Genomic DNA, 14,437 nt, shown 5'->3' with positions numbered 1-14,437 from the left:
CGGGGTCACGCCCGGCCGGCGAGCGCGGCCACCGGGCGCTCGGCGACGCCGAGCCGCTGCGCGGCGGCCAGCAGCTCACGCAGCTTGTCCTCGTCCGGCCCGCCGTTGCCGATCATCTTCAGCAGCACCGCGGACACGGTGAGGTTCTTCAGGTCACCCGTGCCGAACGACGACAGGATCTGCCCGATGTCCTTGGTGAAATCGGCGGAGCCGTTGAGCCACGGACCGGCCAGCGTCTGCGCGACGTCGGAGTGCTCCACGAACCCGTCGATGCTCTTGCCGATGGAGATCGCGCCCACCACGCGGTCGAAGAACATGGCGTCGCCGCCCACGATGTCGATGTCGGCGCTCTCCAGCCCGGCCGCGAGCACCTTCGCCTGCGCCTCGGCCACCTGCCGCTGCACGTCGATCCCGGCGAGCCGGATGTCCTTCTCCGTCTCCAGGCGCAGCCGGTACTCCTCGTGCTCGCGCGTCGCGTCGTCCAGCGCGGCCATCGCGCCCGCCTTGTCGGCCAGACCTTCCGCCTCGCCCTTGAGCTTCTCGCGGATCGCCACGGCCTCCACGAGCGCCTTCTCCCGCGCCACCGCGGCTTCCGCGCGGCCGACCTTCTCGATGGCCTCGGCGTCGCGCTCACGCACCTGCACGTCCGCCAGGCCGTCCGCGGCGGCGTCCGCCTGCTTGCCCTCGGCGAGCCGGATCATGGCCCGCGCGTCGAGTTCGGCGGCCTGCTGGCGCGCCTCGGCGAGCAGCAGCTCCTCGCGTGCCTTGAACTTCGCCGCGGCCTCCGCGGCCTCCGCCGCCTTGATGTCCTTGACCAGGTTCTCCTGCGCCTGCGCCTCGGCCTGGATGACCACCGTCTGCCGCAGCCGCTCGGCCTCCTCGACCGCACGCAGCCGCTTGATGTTCTCCTCCTGCTCGGCCACGGTCTTCTCCACCGCGATGCGCTCGCGCACGACCTCCGCGATGACGCGCTTCTCGCCCTCGACCTCCTTGTCCTTGGCGATGCGCGACAGCTCGGTCTCCCGCTCGCGGCCGATGACCTCGAGCTGGCGGTCCTTCTCGATCCGCTCGGTCTCGATCGCGATCACGCGCTCGCGGTTCTTCTCCGCCACGGCGATCTCGCGGGCCTTGTTCTCGTGCTGGATGCCGAGCTGCTCGTCGGTGCGGATGCCCGCGGTGTTGGCCTTCAACCGCTCCTCGGCCTGCACCTTGGCGATCTCGGCCTCCTCGCGGGCGCGCATGGTCTCCACCTCGCGCCGCTGCTTGATCTCCGCGTCCGCCTGGCGGCGCTCCAGCTCCAGGATCGCCTCGCGCGCCTCGACGTTCTGGCGGGTGATCTCCTTCTGCTCGCCGCGCTGGTACTCGTTGGTGCGCACGTGCTCGATGGCGGTCAGCTCGGTGATCTTGCGGATGCCCTGCGCGTCCAGGATGTTCGACGGGTTGAGCTGCGCCATCGGCGTCTGCTCCAGGAAGTCGATCGCCGCGTCCTCCAGGCTGTAGCCGTTGAGGTCGGTGCCGATCACCTCGATGATCTGGTCGCGGAACTCGTTGCGCTTGGTGTAGAGGTCGACGAAGTCGAGCTGCTTGCCGACGGTCTTGAGCGCCTCGGAGAACTTGGCGTTGAACAGCTCCTGGAGGGTCTGCTCGTCGCTGGCGCGCGCGGTGCCGATCGCCTGCGCCACCTTGATGACGTCCTCGACGGTCTTGTTGACCCGCACGAAGAACGTGATCCGGATGTCCGCGCGGATGTTGTCGCGGCAGATCAGGCCCTCGGTGCCGGCACGCCGGATCTCGATGGTCTTCACCGAGATGTCCATGACCTCGGCGCGGTGCAGCACCGGCAGCACGATCGCGCCGGTGAACGTCACGTCCACCTTGCGCACCTTGGAGATGATCAGGGCCTTGCCCTGCTCGATCTTCCGGAAGAGCCGGCTGACCAGGATCAGCACCGCGATCACGACGACGAGGGCGACGGCGACCAATATGCCGAAACCGGTGGTGATGACGTCCATCAGTGCTCCCCCAGTGGAAGAGTAGGGATCGGGGCGACCCAGAAGAACTCCCCGTCCTGGTCGTAGTCGAAGATCAGCGCTTGGACGCCGGCACGCAGGTCGTCGTTCCCCGGTTGTCGAACTTGGACGATCGCGGACGAGCCGTCGTCGGCGGTGACCTCCGCCTGGCCGAAGGTCGCGGTGACCGTGCCGGTGCGGATCACGCACACGCGACCGACGAAGTCGTTGCGGGACGCGGATTCCACCGTCGGGTACAGGCGGCGCAGCGGTATCACCGCGACCCGCGCGGCGAAGTAGCCGACCACCAGCGCACCGCCGAGCACCGCGTAGTCGTAGCCGTCGACCAGCGCCGCGCCGGTGAGGCACGCGAACCACGCGGACGGCACGAGGAGGGAGAACACCACGCTCGTCGGCACGCCACCCAGCCCGTAGGCCAGTTCGACGCCGCCGTCGAGGTCGACGCCGAACGCGACCAGCAGCCAGAAGAGCAGGACGGCGGCGAGCGGCACGGTGAGGACGACGGTCGGGAAGGCGAGCGCGACTGCGAAGAAGTCCCCCATGCACCCCCCTCGTCGTTCCCGGGACTCTAACCCGGAACATGCCGCCGCACCCCGGAAATGACGGAATGCGTTGGCACGACTACGGGAGCGCGCCGCGCAGGACGGTGCTGATCGCGTCGGCGGGTGCGAAATCGGCGCGCGGGTTGGCGAGCTGGTTGGTGAGCAACCCGTCCACGACGGCCAGCAGCAGCCGCAGGTCCCGTTCCGGGTCGGTCGAACCGAGCGCCGCCACCAGCGGACCGGCCCACTCGGCGATCCGCCGGTGCGCCTCCGCGATGCGCCGCCCCAACTCCGGCCGGACGCCCGCCTCGACGAACACGGCGTGCCGGGCGAGCGTGATCAGCCGTTCGCGCGCCAGCTCGGTCACCACACCGCCGACCGCGGCGGCGAACCCGTCCGGGGTGGCGACGTCGCCCGCGAGCCGTCCCCAGATCTCGGTCTCCCGTTCCAGCAGGCGGTCCACCACGCCGCCGATGAGCGCGTCGCGGGTGCGGAAGAGGTTCGACGTGGAGCCCTGCGACAGGCCGGCCTCGACGTCGACGGCGCGGTGCGTGAGCCCGCGCGGACCGGCCGTGCCGAGCACCCGGATGGCCGCGTCGAGCACCTGGTCGCGCCTGGTCACGTGGACACACTACACCCGTAGTAAATTGCACTACACCTTTAGTACGGTCGTGGTCATGAGAGCAGCGGTCATCGGCGGTGGCATAGGTGGGCTCACCGCGGCCATCGGCCTGCGCCACGCCGGTTGGGACGTCGAGGTCTTCGAGCGTGCGGACGGCCCGCCCACCACCGGCACCGGGCTGGGCATCTGGCCCGACGCCGTCGACGCCCTGGACGGGCTCGGCCTGGGCGACCGGGTTCGGCAGGCGGGTCGGGCGCAGCCGGACGGCGCGTTGCGCCGCCCGGACGGCACGTTGATCGGCGTGCTGAAGGCCGACGTGCGCCTGGTGACCCGGCCCGCGTTGCTCGCGCTGCTGGCGGAGGCCGCGCCGCCGGTGCGGTACGGCACGACCGCGACGTGGCGGGACTGCGACCAGGACCTCGTGGTGGCGGCGGACGGCGTCAACAGCGCCACCCGGCGCGACCTGTTCGGCGTCGACGTGCGGCCGTCCGGTGCGGTCGGCTGGCGCGGCACCGCGGACGTGCCGGTCGCGGCGGGTGGCGAGACGTGGGGCCGGGGCGTGAAGTTCGGCCTGACACCGCAGGCCGACGGCCGCACGAACTGGTACGCGATGACGCCGCCGGGCGTCGACCCGCGCGTGGTGTGCCGGGACTGGCACGACCCGATCCCCGAGGTGCTGGCCGGTGCGGCGGACCCGCTGCGCCACTCCCTGGACTACCTCCCGCCGCTGCCGGCGTACCACCGGGGCAACGTGGTGCTGATCGGCGACGCGGCGCACGCCATGACGCCGGACCTCGGCCAGGGCGCGTGCCAGGCGGTGATCGACGCCGTCACGTTGGCCGGGTGCGCGCGTGCCGGCGTGCCCGCGGCACTGGCCGCCTACGACCGCGTTCGGCGGAAGCGGACGCAGCGCATGGTCCGGCAGTCGTTGGCGCTCAACAGGTTGGCGCGCGTGAGCCGGTTCACCGGCGCTCGCGACGCGGTGCTGAAGGTCGCGTTGACGCTGCTCTAGCGGCGTGGCCGGGACGGCGGCGGCACGACGGGGCCGATCGCGCCGTCCGGCGCGGTGTCCAGGTCCACGACCACGGGCGCGTGGTCGCTGGGACCGGTGCCCTTGCGGGCGTGCCGGTCGACCCATGCGGCGACCACCCGGTCCGCCGCGGCCGGCGAGGCCAGCACCAGGTCGATCCGCATCCCGAGGTCCTGGTGGAACATCCCGGCCCGGTAGTCCCAGTAGGTGAAGACGCGTTCGTCGGGCCAGCGGTCGCGGACGACGTCCCGGAGGGGGAGGTCCAGCAGTCGGCCGAGCGCGGCCCGTTCGGGGGCGGTGACGTGCGTGTGCCCGGCGTAGGCCGCGGGGTCGTACACGTCGGCGTCGGCCGGGGCGATGTTGACGTCACCGCAGACCACCAGCGGACCGTCCTCACCGGCGAGCCGCGACCGCAGCGCCGCCAGCCAGGCGAGCTTGTAGTGGTAGTGCGCGGAATCCGGCGTGCGGCCGTTGGGCACGTAGACGGAGTACACCCGCAGCCCGCCGCAGGTGGCGGCCACCACGCGTGCCTCCTGGTGCGGGAACCCCGGCCCGTCGGGCATCCCGGGCACGACGTCCGCCAGCCCGACCCGCGAGAGCACGGCGACCCCGTTCCACCGGGATTCCCCGTGCGCGGCGAACTCGTAGCCCCGTGCGGTCAGCGGCTCGGCGAGGAGAGCGGTGAACGCGTCGTCGGCGAGCTTCGTCTCCTGGAGGCACACGACGTCCGGTCGGCGCTCGTCCAGCCACGGCAGCAGCCGGGGCAACCGCTGCTTGACCGAGTTGACGTTCCACGTGGCCACCCGCACGCGCCCACGCTAGCCCGGATCATCACCACTCGCCCGCGGCCGGCAGCTCGACGGAGGCGACCCAGTATTCGACGAACTTCCCGTCCGCGACGCGCAGGATGTCGTTGCCGACGAACTCCACGGCCTCGTCGTCCCGCCACCCCCGCCCCCGCCACCGCCCCGCGACCAGCGGCCCTTGCGCGATCGGCCCGACCTCGACCGCGAACGACAGGGGACCCAGCATCGAGTGCGTGGACGAGATCAGCCCGACCAGCTCCCCGCGCCCCCGAACCGTCCGCGCCGGCCAGTACCCGACGAACCCGTCCGCCACCACCTCCTCCGCCACCCCGACCGCACCACACCACAGCTCCTCGATCCACCGGCGGTAAAGGTCAACGGAATCCATGCCCCCGATGCTGCCGGCGCACCGTTCCCCCGGCACGACGATCACCGGTTCGGTCCCGGGGATTCATCAAACCCGGCACGCCTCGCCCGCAAAAACGACCTCGTGCAGCCCGTGGGCCGAAAAATGCCATAATTGCACACACGGCACCGTCGTATCAGATTCGGACCGCTTACTGTGCTAAAATCCACCGCGAACTCGGGAGGGCGCGTTGGACGACCGGCTGGCGGCGATCAAGGAAGAACTGGGGAAACCCTACTTCGAGAACAGCAACGTGCTGCTCTACCAGGGCGACTGCGCAGACCTCATGTCACGCCTGAGCCAACCGGTGTTCGACCTCGTCGTCACCAGCCCCCCGTACAACATCGGGAAGGCGTACGAGAAAATCCTCCCCCTCCCGGAGTACATCGCCTGGTGCGGCAAGTGGATGACGCACATCCACGAGGTAACGCTCCAACAGGGCTCTTTCTGGCTCAACGTGGGCTACGTCGCCGTCCCCGACCGCGGCAAAGCAGTACCGCTGCCGTACCTGCTCTGGGACCAGAGCCCGTTCTTCCTGGTGCAGGAGGTCATCTGGAACTACGGTGCCGGCGTAGCCGCCAAACGTTCCTTCTCGCCGCGCAACGAGAAGTTCCTGTGGTACGCGAAAGACCCCGACGCGTACTACTTCGACCTGGACCCCGTGCGTGACTCGAACGTGAAGTACCCGAACCAGAAGAAAAACGGAAAGATCAAGGTGAACCCGCTGGGGAAGAACCCCACGGACGTCTGGCAGTTCCCCAAGGTCACCTCCGGCGCCAGCCGTTCCAGCAAGGAGCGGACCGCCCACCCGGCGCAGTTCCCGGTGGCCGTGATCGACCGCATCATCAAGTCGTGCAGTCCGCCGTCGGGCCTGGTGCTGGACCCGTTCGTCGGTTCGGGGACGACCTGCGCGGCAGCCCGGCAGAACGGCCGCCTGAGCGTCGGTTTCGACCTGAAGAGCGAATACCTGGACATAGCCGCCGCCCGCCTGGAAGCGTCAGAACAACACCTCTTCTGACCGCTCCCGCCCTGCTTCGTAAATGGTCAGCAGCTGCCGGTTGTCCGCCTCCGCGGCGATGGCCGACTGCTGGCCCGTCTCCGACTTCTGCGCCACCCAGTCGGTGCGGTCGAGCCAGCCGAACCGGATCAACTTGACCTCGGGCCGCCTGCCGGATTCGACCGGCGGCCACTTCTCGAAGTTGACCGCGACGTAGTACCCGTCCTTGGCCTTCTTCCCCCTGCCCGGGTTGTCGACGCCGTAGCTGCGGTTGCCGAAGACCTGGCTGGGATGCGAAGAGGTCTTGATCTCCAGCGAGTACCGGTCGTCGGGGATGTGCACGAGGTCCTTATCCGCGGCCGTGATCTCGGCTCGCCAATCCCCGCTGCCCCTGGCCAGCTCAAGCGGGATCAGCGAGTGCAGGAAGAACCCCATGACCTGGGGTGCGGGCTTGATCTCCTGTCCGATGTAGAACCCACTACCCAGCCGAGACTCGAAGATGGCGGACCAACTACGAAGCACGACATCCACCAGCACCGGCCCGGAGAGAGGATGCTCGGCAAGCAGCGACCGGGTGATATCGACCCACTTGTCAAGCGGCTGCTCGTAGTACGGAGACCCCTCCAACTTGGGCCGCCCGGCCACCTTGCTGGTTCGACCACCCACCCGGGCTTCCCGAACCCAGTCGGGCCAGTCACGAGACGACATGGCACAGGGTTACTACAGTCGGACCAGTCGATCAAGCACTGATTCGCTCCCACGCTCTCAAGCCGCTGCTAATCGCACCCTGCAAAACACGCAGCAGCGAAGCCGTGGCCGCAAGCCCTTCCCGCACCGGCCGTCCGCACGCCGGCAGTGGCGGTGAGCCGGGCGCAAAAGCACAAGCCCGATCCTGAGACACACCAGCCCCAGGCCGGTGACCTGGGGCTGTGGTGGGCCGCCAGGGGCTCAAACCCTGAACCCGCGGATCGCGCATCTTGCTTCAGCAACGCCTGCCGTAGCTTGTCGACATCACCCACTACCTGCATGGTCCCCGATCGCGAACGCCCCTAGTGGATGGTTCGGCGTGGTGGTTTGTCGTCGTTTGTCGGGGGTAAGTCGGGGATTGATCTTGTCACGCGCTCGCCCCGACCACCCCTCTGTGGCGCTACCGCCAGCTTGCCTGCGCCGTGACCAACTCTCGCAACTCCACCGGGGTAAGCCACTGCTTGCCGCGGTGGATCATCCGGTGACAGTTGGCACACAGAACCGCCAGGTCGCTAGTCCGGTTCTTGACCGGCCCGGAGACGTGCAACGGCAGCACGTGGTGCACCTCCGCGTAGCCGGAGCCCCGTTCCCCGTACACCTGCTGGAAGTCGAAACCGCAGACCTCGCAAGCCAGCCTCCGGTGCAGTGCCAGCACTTCCTCGATCTTCTTACGGCGCAACTTCGGGTTCCGCTCACGGGCAAGGTGGCGACGGTAGAGCAGACTGCCCTCGAACAGCTCCTCCTGTTCGTCCGGTTCCGAAGCAGGCACCACGGCGTATCCCTCGCTGGCCCATCGCCCGTCACGGAGCGCCCGGGCCATGAGCCCCATCCCTTCGGGGTCGGCCAGAAACGCCTCCAGCACCTCCCGGTCACGCTTGCCGCCGTTGGTCGGCTTGCTGGCATAGCTCGGATGCCACGCCCGGATGTTCTCAGCCTTGCGAGCGACCGACCCAGGACTCCGGAACCGCTCGTCACGCGACTCCACAGGGTGCACAGGCAGGCTCCGCAGAAGCCGCGACAACTCCACGGCCTCCCGGTGCTCCTCAAGCAGCCGAGTCCACCCCCTGGCTGCCAACACGTCACACACCAAGAGCAACTCGTCCCAAGCCCAGTCAGGGTTACGCATCTTGCGCAGACCGCCCTCCCGCACCCGTGGTCCATCGTCCGACAGCCTACGGATGAGGACCGACGACACAGGCTCCAACACGAAGCCGATCGCACCGATGTTCTCCTGTAACCCCCACCCGGCGAGCGATCGTTAACTTCACCGGCGGCAGTGTCGACGCGTGAGCTTTTGACAGGGACGGCGAACTAGACAGTGCGGAGCAGCACTACCTACAAAACACCGCCTGGCAGTTTTGACTTAGATCACTCCCATTAGCTTCTTTGCTGCATCGACGAGCACCGACGCCCGCTCCGCTACAAAAATATCGAAGTCGTCATCGAACAAGCTCGCAGGGCATAGGGTACGTTCAATAATTTTGGGAGTGGCAGCGCTGTCCATACGACTCCTATAGACACTCGGGGCGACCCCTCCAAGAGTCTTGTTGTCAGCACTCGACATGAAAACAAAGTTTGCGAGCATTCCGATTTCATGGGTGGCACGACCCTGATCACGGAGGAACTTCTTCGGGTAGAGATGATGAAACTCGTTCCGGTTGTAGGCTTGCAGGACCGTCCCGAGACTAATGGGGGTACCCGACACAAAACTGAGCGGCCCCGACTGCGCGATCAAAAGGACGAACACCTTCGTATGAACTGTCGCAACGTTGAATGTCTGCTCGGTGAAAAACCCTGAATCAACCTCGGCAACAACATCAGCCAAAGCCGACCGTTCTCCTCTGCGTAGCTTCGCCGCCTCTTTAATGTCCCGATTCAGGTTCCGAATTACACCCGCACTAAATCGCCGCGAGAAGCACGCGCGCCAGAACCATGTAACCAACGTTCGACGCTGAGCCGCAGTAACCTTCACCTCTTTCCCATCAGGCGCGGCAAAGAACACCGTTAGCGGCACCAGGAGAGCCGGATAAGGAAGATTCCCGAGTGCCTGAATACCTATGTTTGACCGCAGAAAGTCGATCGCCCCTTTGACTCCATTGACCATGTTCGGAAAGTTGTCTCGCACCTTCCCGCCATTGAGTTCAACCAAGGCGCCGGGCGACACGTCACCCTTCACCAGCGCAGCACAACAGCGCAGAAGCAGGTTGGAATCATCACCCATACGATGGAAACCGAAGGGGCGTAGTTCTTCTGCGAAATCCTCGAATTTTTCCTGGAGGTCGAAGTCCTCACTCCACGTCCAGGCGGATAGAAGTTGGAGGATGTCCAACTCCATACCCATACGATTCACACGCTCGAAAACAATTGCAACCTTCGCACGATCATCGGTTTCTACCAGCTGGACTGGAATCGACGCCTGCTGAAAAACGGCCTGCACGGCCCCGATGCGATCCGCGAGTTCGTCATCGAATTCTTTCGTGGCGGTCCTGTATCCGGCAACGTTGAAAAACGCGCCAATCGGAAAGTGTCGAGCAGGGTCAACCTTTTCAGGCGATAGGCAAACAAATTGCGAGTCCTGCAGGTCCTTCTCGGCGTGCAAATCAAAATAGATACTCGTCCAGGGCGCCTCTTCTAAAGCTTCAATATCAGATTGAAAAACACCAAAAATAGACGTCAGACGCTGCTGGCCGTCAAGCACGTAGTCGATGGGTAGATCCGGATCGTGGTCCGGCAACTCGAACGGGCCGAGTTGCCGTTCGGACTTCAATTGTTCTTTTGTGCGCCATAGGATAACGGCACCGAATGGATAACCTTTGTATATGCTGTCCATCAGGAAAGCGACACGATCGGCGTCCCACACGAAGCCCCGTTGAAAAGAAGGGATTCTCAGCCGCCCGCTCGTTACGCGTTCGATCACCTCGCGAATCGAAAGACTGCTCATTTTGACCCTTTCCACTCTGTAGCTGTCCATCCTAGGGCCACAGCCCGCAAGCTTGGCTAGCGACGCGCGGTCATCACAGCAGATGTTGGAACGTTGCGGGGGCCAGCCAACTGATGGATCACCGGCCTACCGGCAACGACGAGCTCTCGACGGACCAGACGTGGACGCTTCTCCGGTAGATGGCGATGTATGCGCGAGGGCCACCTTTGACGACGACCGATGTGAGTGCAGCCAGCGCTACACGTTGGCAAGGCTGTGGGCTGGTCGATGCAGTCAAGGCGTCGAGCTGTCCACAGGCGCGGCAGCCGAGCGCCATGACCAGCCCTGCCAAACCAACACCTCGGCGCTCGTCACGGCTCGGACGCCGGAAGCAGCTCCACAGCACAAGCGCAGCCTGGCCACGCGGTTCCCTGCGGGGGTCGCTGGCCGTGGCCTCACGCCGTTGTGGGACGGCCTCCGGTACCTCGCGTATCGCGCCCGTGGGCCGCCAGGCCCACGTTGGCGCGACCGAGGGCACCGCCGGAGGCCGTCTCACAACGGCTTAAAGGACACGAACTGCCAGCGGCCCCGGAGGGGGCTGTCTTGAAGAAGAAAAGAAACTTTGAACACGGCTACTGCGCGCTGTCACGGCCGCGGTTTGACTGATGTGGAGCGGTGGCTACTGCCTCGTTAGCTTTTGTCGGGCTGCTAGTGCTGGGATGGCGGCGATTTTGCCGGCGGGTAGGTCGTCCCAGTGCAGGCCCTGGGGGCGGCGTGGTGTGTGGCAGTGGACGATGGTGTCGGGTGTGATGATCAGGTCGACGCTGAAGTCGTGTCGGGTCTCGGGTAGCTCGTCGTCTACGACCTGGAGATCGTGCACGGTTGTGGCGATGACGGTGCTAGTGTTGATCAAGCCTGCCTCTTGGAGCAGTGCCATTTCGATATCGGAGTAACCGGCTCCCTTGCCTAGCCGTACGCCACGTCGGTTGACCGCGACGCTGCCGCACACGATCAGGTCGACGGCTCGCATGGCGTCGACCTCGACCGGCTGGCCGATGCGGGTGGCGGTATGGCGGTTGGCGGCTTCCTCCGGTGAGACATCGAGCTGGGCGGGGTCGAGGAGGATGAAGGGTTGTTCACCGGCGAGCCTTGGCACCGCCATGTACAGCAGCTTGCCCTCGCGCAACGCACGGGCGCGGACGGGTTCCTGGGCGGTGTCGGGGACTGCTTTGACCACCTGGGCGTCGCGCCATTGCGGCAGACCCCCCAACCGGTCCGCGGCCTGCTGGGCTCCGTGGAAGAACGGGATGCGTCCATGGACACCGGGTGGCACGGCGTGTTCGTGTTCCAGTAGTGCCCAGACGCATTCGCGGGCGGCCTGTTTGGCCTGGTCAACGTCCGCCATGCTGCCTCCTACCGCGTTGCCATCAGCGACATCATCCGGTCGTAGACATTCTGCACCTCCGGTTGCTGCCGCCATGGCTGCATTTCGCGGCAGGCGTCGAACACGATGTTCAACCCGCCGCCACCCCAGGTCAGCTCGATGACGTCCATCGCTTGGTGCAGCGCCCGGCGGCCTCGTCCACCTTGCCTTGGCGCAGGCGGGCCAGGCTGAGGTTGCCCAGCAGGATGGCTTCGGACTTCGAACGGTCCCGTAGTTGGGCCGCGGTGGTTTCGAGGATGTGCTCGGCCTTCCTCACTTCACCCAGGAACAGGTAGCAGGAACCGGCCAAGCGGCCCTGTTGGGTGGGTGAGAACAGGTCCAGCGCGGCATCGTCGTCATCGATGCGGTCGAAGTGGCTGCCGGCCGCGGTGAGTGCCCTAGGACGCGAGGGAACTGGAGATGTCCGGCAACGTGATCCGGGCTCGGGGCAAGGGTCGAATCGTCAACCGCGGCAAGACCGACAACGCGGTTCGGCCGATCCCGCTCCCCGACTGGTGCGTGGCCATGCTGGTGGACCGCCGGACCAAGGCCGCGAACCTCGACGGCCCGATCTTCCCCAGTACGACCGGCACCATCCGGGAGGCCACGAACGTCCGCAACCGCGCGTGGAAGCCATTCCTGAAGCGCGCGGGCTATGAGTGGGTGACCTTTCGGACCTTCCGGCGCACGGTGGCCACCTTGCTCGACCAAGCCGGCCTCACCGCCCGCGAGATCGCGGACATCCTCGGCCACTCCCGGCCGTCGATGACCCAGGACGTCTACATGGGGCGGCGCTCGCCGGGCCGCGCGGGTGCGGATGCACTGGACACCGTGATCAGCGACAACTCCGCGAAAAACGGGGATAAACCGGGGACCCGATCTTGAGACGCGACAGCCCCAGGCCGGTGACCTGGGGCTGTGGTGGGCCGCCAGGGGCTCGAACCCTGAACCCGCGGATTAAAAGTCCGCTGCTCTGCCAGTTGAGCTAGCGGCCCGCCGTCAAGGCTAGTGGAAGGTGGGCGTCGGGTTCGACACTGGTGACAGACGTGGTGCGGGACACAGTTGTGGCGGCCGGGTGACGGTGTGGTTGCGCCGAGTGCGGCCTGGCAAGGCTTTCGGCGTCGCCATATGTCCTCATTAGACAGCACTTGAACTGCATGAACCCACCGGAAATGGCCATCGGGCCGAATCCGGGAGGTGGTCGCCCTGGACACCCGACCACCGACCGGCAACCAGGCCGCAGCGACCACCCGCGGCACGACCTGCGACTTCCCCGTGACGGCTACGCTGGGTGGCGTGGCGATACCGACTCCCCCGCTGAAGATCGGCCCGTACGCGGTCGACCCGCCGGTGGTGCTCGCACCGATGGCGGGCATCACGAACGTGGCGTTCCGGCAGCTGTGCCGGGAGTTCGGCAGTCCCACCTCGCTGTACGTGTGCGAGATGATCACCGCCCGCGCCATCGTCGAGCGCGACGCCAAGACGATGGAGATGATCACGTTCGGCGAGGACGAGCACCCGCGCTCGCTCCAGCTCTACGGCGTCGACCCGGTCTCCATGCGCGAAGCCGCGAAGATCGTCGTCGGCGAGAACCGGGCCGACCACATCGACATGAACTTCGGCTGCCCCGTACCCAAGGTCACCCGCAAGGGCGGCGGGGCGGCGTTGCCGTACAAGCGGAAGTTGTTCCGGGAGATCGTGCGGGCCGCGGTGCGCGCCGCGGACGGCGTGCCGGTCACCGTCAAGTTCCGGATCGGGATCGACGACGACCACCACACCTTCCTCGACGCCGGGCGGATCGCCGCGGACGAGGGGGCGCAAGCGGTTGCGCTGCACGCGCGCACCGCCGCCCAGCGGTACTCCGGGCAGGCCGACTGGAGCGCCATCGCCCGGTTGAAGGAGGCCGTGCCGGACGTCCCCGTGCTCGGCAACGGCGACATCTTCAGCGCCGCGGACGCCTTGCGGATGGTGGACGAGACGGGCTGCGACGGGGTCGTGGTGGGGCGCGGCTGCCTCGGCCGCCCGTGGCTGTTCGCCGAACTCCAGGCCGCGTTCCGGGGCGAACCCGCGCCGGTCGCGCCGTCGCTGGGCGGGGTCGCCGCGATCCTGGCCCGCCACGCCCGCCTGCTCGCGGCCCACCTCGGTGAGGACAAGGGCGTGCGCGACCTGCGCAAACACATGGCCTGGTACCTGAAGGGGTTCCCGGTGGGCGCGGACCTGCGGCGTTCGCTGGCCATGGTGTCGACCCTGGCCGAGCTGGACGACCTGCTGGGCGCGCTCGACCCGGACGCCCCGTTCCCGGCGGACGCCGAGGGGCCGCGTGGCCGGCAGGGCTCACCGGCGAAGGTCGTGCTGCCCGAGGGCTGGCTGGACGACCCGGAGGACGCGATGACCCCGTCCGCCGAAGACATGCACTCGGGCGGCTGACCCCGTGACGCGCGTCGTGGCGGCGGTCCTCTGCGTCCTCGCGCTGGCGGCCTGCGGAGCGCGGGTGACCGGCACGGCGCGCCCGCTCCAGCTCACCGACGCGGACCGCGAGCAGGTCGGCGGCTACTTCACCGCGCTCAACGAGGCCGGCGCGCAGGGCGTGGCGAAGCAGCGGGAGCTGCTGGCCGACACGCAGCACCCCGACTACCCGCAGGACGGCTGCGAACTGCCCCGCGGCACCATCCGGGTGGAACCCACCATGTCCACCCTGCGTCTCGACCCGAACTGGACGCCGCCGGGCGACGACGAGCACCCGCGGGGAGTGGTCCTGGTGGTGGCCGTCACACTGACCGTGGTCCAGGACGGCACGGAAATCGGTACCCAGATCGGCTCACAGCACATCGTGTTGCTCAACGGCAAGGCGTACGGATTCGCCCCGTGCGCGAACTGACCGCGCAGCACTCTCCGACTTGTTGATCACCGAAAG

General features: G+C 67.2%; 16 protein-coding genes and 1 tRNA gene. 5 read left to right on the top strand and 12 right to left on the bottom strand.

The window, feature by feature from the left end; all coding sequences use genetic code 11:
• Window positions 1-5: 5 nt before the first annotated feature.
• The 3 genes from KZQ38_RS01240 to KZQ38_RS01230 form a co-directional block, all read right to left on the bottom strand.
• Entirely contained in the window at window positions 6-2,012 is a 2,007-nt protein-coding gene (locus tag KZQ38_RS01240; protein ID WP_219437528.1) for an SPFH domain-containing protein, read from the bottom strand.
• Window positions 2,012-2,572 (bottom strand): hypothetical protein, encoded by a 561-nt coding sequence (locus KZQ38_RS01235; protein ID WP_219437526.1) that lies wholly within the window; start codon window positions 2,570-2,572, stop codon window positions 2,012-2,014. The genes KZQ38_RS01240 and KZQ38_RS01235 overlap by 1 nt, the downstream gene beginning before the upstream one ends.
• A gap of 79 nt (window positions 2,573-2,651) precedes the next feature.
• A complete protein-coding gene (locus KZQ38_RS01230; RefSeq protein WP_219437524.1) occupies window positions 2,652-3,194 on the bottom strand; it encodes a TetR/AcrR family transcriptional regulator in 543 nt (180 codons plus the stop codon).
• 55 nt (window positions 3,195-3,249) lie between these two features.
• On the opposite strand from KZQ38_RS01230, the gene KZQ38_RS01225 reads away from it, so the two are divergent.
• Window positions 3,250-4,206 carry an FAD-dependent monooxygenase gene (locus KZQ38_RS01225; RefSeq protein ID WP_219437523.1) on the top strand — a complete coding sequence of 319 codons (957 nt, stop codon included), beginning with the start codon at window positions 3,250-3,252 and terminating at the stop codon, window positions 4,204-4,206.
• Here the strand turns inward: KZQ38_RS01225 and KZQ38_RS01220 are convergent.
• Together KZQ38_RS01220 and KZQ38_RS01215 are read right to left on the bottom strand one after the other, a co-directional pair.
• Window positions 4,203-5,033 (bottom strand): exodeoxyribonuclease III, encoded by an 831-nt coding sequence (locus KZQ38_RS01220; RefSeq protein WP_219437521.1) that lies wholly within the window; start codon window positions 5,031-5,033, stop codon window positions 4,203-4,205. The genes KZQ38_RS01225 and KZQ38_RS01220 overlap by 4 nt on opposite strands.
• Before the next feature lie 22 nt (window positions 5,034-5,055).
• A complete protein-coding gene (locus tag KZQ38_RS01215) occupies window positions 5,056-5,418 on the bottom strand; it encodes a nuclear transport factor 2 family protein (RefSeq protein ID WP_219437519.1) in 363 nt (120 codons plus the stop codon).
• 208 nt (window positions 5,419-5,626) lie between these two features.
• On the opposite strand from KZQ38_RS01215, the gene KZQ38_RS01210 reads away from it, so the two are divergent.
• Entirely contained in the window at window positions 5,627-6,454 is an 828-nt protein-coding gene (locus tag KZQ38_RS01210) for a DNA-methyltransferase (protein WP_219437517.1), read from the top strand.
• Here KZQ38_RS01210 and KZQ38_RS01205 read toward each other — a convergent pair.
• From KZQ38_RS01205 to KZQ38_RS01180, 6 genes are all read right to left on the bottom strand, one after another.
• Window positions 6,434-7,141, bottom strand: a complete 708-nt coding sequence (locus KZQ38_RS01205; protein WP_219437515.1) for a ScaI family restriction endonuclease — start codon at window positions 7,139-7,141, stop codon at window positions 6,434-6,436. The two genes, KZQ38_RS01210 and KZQ38_RS01205, sit on opposite strands and share 21 nt — an antisense overlap.
• A gap of 439 nt (window positions 7,142-7,580) precedes the next feature.
• A complete protein-coding gene (locus KZQ38_RS01200; protein WP_219437512.1) occupies window positions 7,581-8,387 on the bottom strand; it encodes an HNH endonuclease in 807 nt (268 codons plus the stop codon).
• Between the two features lie 156 nt (window positions 8,388-8,543).
• Window positions 8,544-10,151 carry a DUF262 domain-containing protein gene (locus tag KZQ38_RS01195; RefSeq protein ID WP_219437510.1) on the bottom strand — a complete coding sequence of 536 codons (1,608 nt, stop codon included), beginning with the start codon at window positions 10,149-10,151 and terminating at the stop codon, window positions 8,544-8,546.
• Between the two features lie 628 nt (window positions 10,152-10,779).
• Window positions 10,780-11,505, bottom strand: coding sequence for a 5-formyltetrahydrofolate cyclo-ligase (locus tag KZQ38_RS01190; protein WP_219437508.1), 726 nt, complete (start codon window positions 11,503-11,505; stop codon window positions 10,780-10,782).
• 8 nt (window positions 11,506-11,513) lie between these two features.
• On the bottom strand, window positions 11,514-11,654 hold the full coding sequence (locus tag KZQ38_RS01185; RefSeq protein WP_219437506.1) for a hypothetical protein: 141 nt from the start codon (window positions 11,652-11,654) through the stop codon (window positions 11,514-11,516).
• On the bottom strand, window positions 11,636-11,800 hold the full coding sequence (locus KZQ38_RS01180; protein ID WP_219437504.1) for a hypothetical protein: 165 nt from the start codon (window positions 11,798-11,800) through the stop codon (window positions 11,636-11,638). Before KZQ38_RS01180 ends, KZQ38_RS01185 begins: the two co-directional genes overlap by 19 nt.
• Before the next feature lie 143 nt (window positions 11,801-11,943).
• On the opposite strand from KZQ38_RS01180, the gene KZQ38_RS01175 reads away from it, so the two are divergent.
• Entirely contained in the window at window positions 11,944-12,408 is a 465-nt protein-coding gene (locus KZQ38_RS01175) for a site-specific integrase (RefSeq protein ID WP_219437501.1), read from the top strand.
• 34 nt (window positions 12,409-12,442) lie between these two features.
• On the opposite strand, the gene KZQ38_RS01170 is transcribed toward KZQ38_RS01175, so the two are convergent.
• Window positions 12,443-12,518: transfer RNA gene (locus KZQ38_RS01170), tRNA-Lys, on the bottom strand.
• A 280-nt stretch (window positions 12,519-12,798) separates the two neighbouring features.
• On the opposite strand from KZQ38_RS01170, the gene dusB reads away from it, so the two are divergent.
• Window positions 12,799-13,950, top strand: coding sequence for a tRNA dihydrouridine synthase DusB (gene dusB, locus KZQ38_RS01165; RefSeq protein WP_372452212.1), 1,152 nt, complete (start codon window positions 12,799-12,801; stop codon window positions 13,948-13,950).
• A 4-nt stretch (window positions 13,951-13,954) separates the two neighbouring features.
• The gene (locus KZQ38_RS01160) at window positions 13,955-14,401 is read left to right on the top strand and encodes a hypothetical protein (RefSeq protein WP_219437499.1); all 447 of its coding nucleotides are present in this window, start codon (window positions 13,955-13,957) and stop codon (window positions 14,399-14,401) included.
• Window positions 14,402-14,437 lie beyond the last annotated feature (36 nt).

Origin of the sequence: Saccharothrix obliqua (assembly GCF_019375475.1) — a bacterium.
Classification (GTDB): domain Bacteria; phylum Actinomycetota; class Actinomycetes; order Mycobacteriales; family Pseudonocardiaceae; genus Actinosynnema; species Actinosynnema obliqua.
The sequence above is the reverse complement of the archived record's forward strand: the minus strand, read 5'-3'. Positions and strand labels throughout refer to the sequence as shown.